3 protein-coding genes are annotated in these 6,168 nt (G+C 41.6%); 1 reads left to right on the forward strand and 2 read right to left on the reverse strand.

Going from position 1 to position 6,168, the window contains the following annotated elements; genetic code table 11:
* Positions 1-134: 134 nt before the first annotated feature.
* Both ACMJ0U_RS08435 and ACMJ0U_RS08440 read right to left on the reverse strand, forming a co-directional pair.
* Positions 135-1,676, reverse strand: a complete 1,542-nt coding sequence (locus ACMJ0U_RS08435; RefSeq protein WP_417129537.1) for a sulfatase family protein — start codon at positions 1,674-1,676, stop codon at positions 135-137.
* Between the two features lie 30 nt (positions 1,677-1,706).
* Complete coding sequence (locus tag ACMJ0U_RS08440; protein WP_417129538.1) at positions 1,707-5,747, reverse strand: hybrid sensor histidine kinase/response regulator transcription factor; 4,041 nt, start codon at positions 5,745-5,747, stop codon at positions 1,707-1,709.
* A 184-nt stretch (positions 5,748-5,931) separates the two neighbouring features.
* On the opposite strand from ACMJ0U_RS08440, the gene ACMJ0U_RS08445 reads away from it, so the two are divergent.
* Positions 5,932-6,168, forward strand: a 237-nt coding sequence (locus tag ACMJ0U_RS08445) for a chondroitinase family protein (RefSeq protein WP_417129539.1), incomplete at its 3' end; no start/stop codon positions are given.

Genomic DNA, 6,168 nt, shown 5'->3' on the forward strand with positions numbered 1-6,168 from the left:
TTTCAAGAAAAACGCCTTTACGTTTGAAACAAAACACCAAAGAGTTTTTAGTCAAAACGTACTTGCGTTTAAAATAAAACGTCCTTGCGTTCTGGTACAAACGCAAGGACGTTTTTGAATCCATTTTAAATCCTTTATTCTGAAGCTATTACTTTATCCAATAAAGTAGCAAGTTCTTTCACCTTTTCCGGATTCTGTGATGCTACATCCTCTTTCTCTGCCGGGTCTTTTCGTATGTTATATAACTGAGGTTTCGGAGAGTTACCCAGTTCTGTCTTGGTCCAGAATTCCAGTGCCGGCTTATCGCTGGGCTGGAAATATTTCCATTCACCCTGAATAATGGCCAGTGTATTATCCAGATTTTGTTCTACCACATATTCACGATCTGCTTGATCCTTACCTATCAAAGCTTGTGACCGTGCATGGCTGTCTGGAGCTACACCTTCAGCCAGCGGCATTTCCATGATTTCTGCCAATGAAGCAAATACGTCAATCTGCGAGAACAATCCCTGCTGCTTGCAAGGCTGCTGGATAGCTGCCGGCCAGCGTACAATGAACGGTACGCGGGTTCCTGCCTCGTACAAACTGTATTTTCCTCCACGGTAGATACCCATAGGTGTGTGTCCGTTCAGCATTTCCCGTGCCTGGTCCTGATAACCGTCATCAATGACCGGACCGTTATCACTGGTAAAAATAAACAAAGTATTATCGGCAATACCCAGACTATCAAGAGTATTCATAATCTGTCCGATAGTCCAGTCCAGCTGAAGGATTACATCCCCACGAGTGCCAAGCCCGCTCTTTCCTGCAAAACGCGGATGAGGAATGCGCGGCACGTGCACATCCTGCGTACCCATGTACAAGAAGAAAGGTTTGTCGGTAGACGAACAGATAAAGTTTTTCGCTTTTTCAGTGATAACATCAGCAATTTCCTCATCATTCCACAAGGCAGCCTTACCTCCTGTCATCCATCCGATACGAGGAATTCCGTTAATAATAGTATTGTTATGCCCCTGACTGGGTTTCAGTTTCACCAGTTCTGGATTTTCTTCACCTGTAGGCCAATCGCCCACCTTATGGTCATAGCTGACAGTAATCGGGTCGGAAGGATCCAGACCGGCAACTCTTCCGTTCTCCACAAATACACAAGGCACACGGTCTACCGTAGCCGGAATGATGAACTCATAATCAAAACCTATGCTCTGGGTATTCGGCTTAATGAGCCCGTTAAAATTAGTTCCACCTACAGGTCCAAGTCCCAGATGCCACTTTCCGACAGCAGCGGTATGGTAACCTGCCTCATGGAATACATCAGCCAGTGTAACACAGGTAGTATCAATAATCAGTTCAGAATTACCGGGAGCAATGCCCGTATTTTCCTTTCTCCACGGATAGCATCCGGTCAGCATTCCGTAACGTGAGGGGGTACTAGTTGCCGAAGTAGCATATGCATTGGTAAACTGTACTCCCTGAGCTGCCAGCTTGTCAATATTCGGCGTAGAAATCTTCGTTGCTCCATAACAACTCAAATCACCGATACCCAAATCATCCGAATAAATAAAAATCACATTCGGACGCTTCAGGTTAGGAACTTCCTGCTTCTGCGCTTGACCACATCCGGCCAATCCGGCTAACCCGGAAAGTGCAGAGATACAAACTAAAAGGTCTTGTTTCATTTTTCTATATTTAGGTTAGTAAAAAGCGTATCATTCATCTCCCTGACGATAGGCCATCGGCGTCAGCTGATAGGCTTTCTTGAAAAGTTTACTGAAATAACGGGGTGAACTGAAGCCAGTCTGATCGGAAATCTGGGTCACATTCAGTTCTGGATTATTCCGCAAAAGGAAAGCCGCCTTTTTCAATCGCAAGGTAATGAAAAAATCATTGGGAGTTTGCCCGGTAATAGCCTTGATTTTTGCATACATTCTCGTACGCGAAACCAGCATTTTCTGCGCCAACATATCTACGGTAAAGTCTGAATCGTCCAGGTGCTGTTCGAACACTGCAATCACTTCATCAAGGAATCCTTTATCCAACGGATTCGTGGCAAGTACTGGGGTCTCCACGGTAGGTTGTTTGGTGAAATACTCCTGCAACTTGCGACGATTATTTACCAGATTATTACAGCGGAACACCAGCAGCCGGGAATCAAAAGGTTTCGTGATGTAATCATCCGCCCCGATTTTCAGTCCTTCCAGGTTTTGTTCTATTTCCGTACGGGCAGTCAGCAATACCACCGGAATATGGCAGGTATCCAGATTACCTTTCAACTGCTTTACCAGTTCAATGCCCGACATACGCGGCATCAACACATCACTCAAGATAATATGCGGAGAAGCCTCTTCCACCTTTTCCAGTGCATCTTGCCCATCGACAGCAGTCACCACCTCATACATTCCCCCAAACAAATCTGCCAGCATTTGGCGAATAGAATCGTTATCCTCTACAATCAGAATACGAGGCCGGAAACCATCTTTCCCTCCTACGAACGTTTCTTCCGTCGGCAATAATTCACTTGACAACTCTGTATCCAGCTCTTTCTTCTGTGCGTCAAAAGTTAACTGACTGACCATCGCATTTTCTCCTTCTTCAATGATTTCATCTTCCGAATAAAGTTCCTTACCCAACGGAATGCGTACAATAAACTTAGTTCCTTTTCCCTGTGCACTCTCCACAGAAATTTTGCCATGATGAAGTTCCACAATACCCTTGGTCAAGGCCAGTCCAATACCAGTTCCTACATTAATTTCTGTGTCCAATGAACTTTGATAAAAGCGGTCAAAAATCTTATCGATATCTGCCGGTTGAATGCCACTACCATTGTCTTCTACCGAGAACCAGGCTTCTTCATCGTTTACTCCTACCTCCATCACAATTTTACCTTGAGAGGGTACATGCTTCACGGCATTCGACAAGAGATTATTAATCACCTTCCGCATCTGTTTCCAGTCGAACCATAGCTCAATATCATCTTGTGACTTATGGAATTCCAGATGTATCTGCTTGCTTTCAGCATAAGGCTGGAAAAGCAGGTATGTTTCATTCAAAAAGTTTACCAGATTCATCCGGCATACCTTCAGTTTCATTTTGCCCTGTTCCTGCTTACGGAAATCCAGCAACTCACCTATCAACTCCTTTAACTGTACCCCACTCTTATAAGCCAGCAATACATTCGAATAAACAGAAGGAGAAAGTTGAGAAGTCTGCATCAATTTTTCCAGCTGTCCGATGATAAGGGTTAGAGGAGTACGAAACTCATGGGAAATACTGGTAAAGAAACGTAGCTTATTCTGATTCAGACGCTCAATATCCTGTAAATGGCGCTGTTCATAAGTCAGCGAAGCCTGTAGTTTTACACGGCTCTGATACATCCGCATCAGGTAGTAAACAATTCCTCCTACTAACAAAACATAAAGCAAGAATGCCCAATTCGAAGCATAAAACGGTGGCTTTACCACAATCTCCATGCTGATGGGTTTACTTAAACTTTCAGGATTAGATGAGCGTACCCACAAAGTATATGTTCCCGGATTTAAGTTTGTATAAGTAATAACAGGCTGTTCTCTTACTTTAGTCCACTCTTTAGAAAAACCTTCCAAAAGATATTCCATCGGCTCCTTGTTCTCAGGCACATAGTTATTAGTGGCAAAATAAATACTGAACATATTCTGATCTGCCTGCAAAGTAATTCGTGAAGTATGATTCAAAGCGTGTTTCAAAATACCAGAAGCGTCATTAACCATTATCTCTTTACCGTTTACCACCAAACGGCTCCACATGATGGAATAGGGCTTTGAACCATAGTCCAAACTATCAAGAGCAAACATTACCATCCCTGAAGTGCCTCCCAAAAAGACTTCTTTCTTCTTTGACAGAAACAAAGCATTCTCGTTCACGGAATATAACGGGAAACCATTTTCCGATACATAGTTACGTATAGTTCCCTTCCGATAATCAAAACAAGAAAATCCCTGATTCGTAATCATCAACAGTTCGTGATGATTTCCCTCACAAACTTTATAAATACAATCTCCGGGAAAGCCGCTATTGGATACATCATAGTTTCGGAAAGTATTTGTTTTCTGATCCAGACAATCCAACCCGCTGCCCGAAGTAGAAAACCATATTTTATTTTCATTGTCACAGAAAATACTGTTCACGTTATTATTACTGATACCAGGTTCTCCATTACGATATCCATAATGCGTTAACAAATCCGTAGCCAGATTATAGGAAAAAACCCCTTCACCTGTTACCGCCATCCATAAGACTCCATTCTTGTCAAACTCTAAATCAGCTACCATACGAATCAATTTCCCCTCCTTATGATTCTGGAACAACTGACGGCATTTTCCTGTAGTACGCGAAAACAGACAGACACCAGTCTGAGTGGCTACTACCAGACTATCTTTATAGGGTATGATATCACGTACGATATCCGAAGGAATAGTTTCCTGATTTCCTTCTATTTTCCGATATACAGTGAAACGTCCGGTTTTTATATCCAGTTTATTGATTCCTCCCAAATGCAATCCCAACCAGATACAGTCTTCTGCCTCATCATACCAAATTGATTTTACATTATTATGCGAGATACTATTAGCGGCAGACTGATGGGTAAACCACTGAAAAGTTCCTGTTTCCGGATCAAACCGATTCAGACCACCACCTTCCGTACAAATCCAGATATGCCCCCTTTTGTCCTCAAGCATGTTTCCCACAATCGGACTGCTTAACCCCTCAGAAGGTTTCTCCCCTTTCCGGAAAAAACGGTATATCGCATATTCCGGATTAAAATAGTTCACACCTCCAAAATAAGTTCCAGCCCAGATAGTTCCTTGGGCATCCTTTTGCATACACCACACTGAAGAATGAGTCAATCCATATGAATCCACCCTTTCTCCATAATGTGAAAGTTGGCCCGTCCCTGTGTCCAGACAATCTAGTCCGGTTTCTGTTCCTATCCATAAATTCCCCTTATTGTCTTCTTGAAAACAGCGTACGAAATCGGAAGACAGAGAAGATTCACCAGACAAAGACGCACGTAAATTACGCATCGTATCATTGCTATCAAAAAGGTAAATACCTCTATTCCAGGTTCCGACCCAAATATTACGTGAAGAATCTTCAAAAATAGAAGACACATGCTGCATGCTTACCAGATGTAGCGCCTCCTGCCCTTCTATCCAGCGATAAAGACCGTCATGCTCCGTGCCAATCCAAAGGCGCATGGAAGAATCGAAGAATAAGGATGAAATATTCCCACTGGCAGAAGAAAGTCGGAAAAAGCTATCAAAATTACCAGTTTCTTTATTATAATGAAAAATCTCATTACCACATGCTATGTACAAGCCTTTATGATAGGTCATGGCATCCACCTTTCCACTTAACAAAGTGGTAAACCTACGGGTATCCATGTCAAAGCTGGCTACTCCTTCCATACACAACAAATAAAGACATCCTTCCCGGTCACCCGTAATACGCAAAAGATGGTTGGAAAATAAACTATATGGATTATCTTTTTCCAGCCTATAAATCGTAATATCATTCCCATCATAACAGTTCAACCCTTCACGTGTACCAATCCATATCAGATTATTTTCGTCCACATAGATATCATTCACAGAGATTTGTGACAGGCCATTATCAGTAGAAAGATGCTTGAAGGTTATATTTTGAGCAGCCAGACGAGGGGATAATCCAGCTAACGATATTAGTAAAAGACAATACAAAAATATTTGTCTCATTTTTCTTAGATTCGTAGAAGCTATTACCTGCAATATTCGATAAAAATCTTGAAATATACAAGCGTCTAAAACAAAATATACAAAACACATACACCAATTGTACAATTTAGGAACATAAATCACCCTAAAAACTATTTTATTTGTCTCTGAGTAAAATTATTATAGAAACTATTAAAAATATACTATGAGATATCTCACTCTAATTTTATCATTAACAATATCATTATTTACGCAGGCAGAGAAATACACCTTTGAAAAAGGCATTCCTACTCAGTTCCAAACTTCAGAGAACTCACACATTGAACTTAGTCCACTATATTATAAGGATGGTATAAAAAGTTTAAAATGGGATTATCAGCCTCACTCCTTTTTAACATTAAAAACTCCATTGAAATTAACCTCTCAAACAGAAAAGAATTAC

Origin of the sequence: Phocaeicola sp. (assembly GCF_048170425.1) — a bacterium.
Taxonomy (GTDB): domain Bacteria; phylum Bacteroidota; class Bacteroidia; order Bacteroidales; family Bacteroidaceae; genus Phocaeicola.